Raw genomic sequence first — 208 nt, 5'->3', positions numbered from 1 at the left:
TAGGGATAGCCATAGCCCAAGGTCTGCTCACCACTGAGCAAACCGGCGACACTTGCCTGGACGGTTGCCAGGCTATGGCTGAGACCCAAGCCATTTTGGGCATCCAGTTTCCTGACGGCATCCAGTCTCTCAAAGGCATAAACCTGCAGGTATGCCGCGAGCTCGACCTTCTCATCCTGGCTAAGCAATGAGGGATCGCGCTTGTAGA

Annotated in this window: 1 protein-coding gene; it reads right to left on the bottom strand. The window is 55.8% G+C overall.

Features of this window, described 5'->3' with window-relative positions; genetic code table 11:
* Nucleotides 1-208: hypothetical protein (locus HU729_RS25935; protein WP_238348454.1), on the bottom strand; the 208-nt coding region annotated here is incomplete at both ends.

The sequence above is a fragment of the Pseudomonas sp. RW10S2 genome, assembly GCF_014268985.1.
GTDB classification, from domain to species: Bacteria; Pseudomonadota; Gammaproteobacteria; order Pseudomonadales; family Pseudomonadaceae; genus Aquipseudomonas; species Aquipseudomonas wayambapalatensis.
Note: the sequence above shows the minus strand (reverse complement) of the source record. Positions and strands in the feature narration are given on the sequence as shown.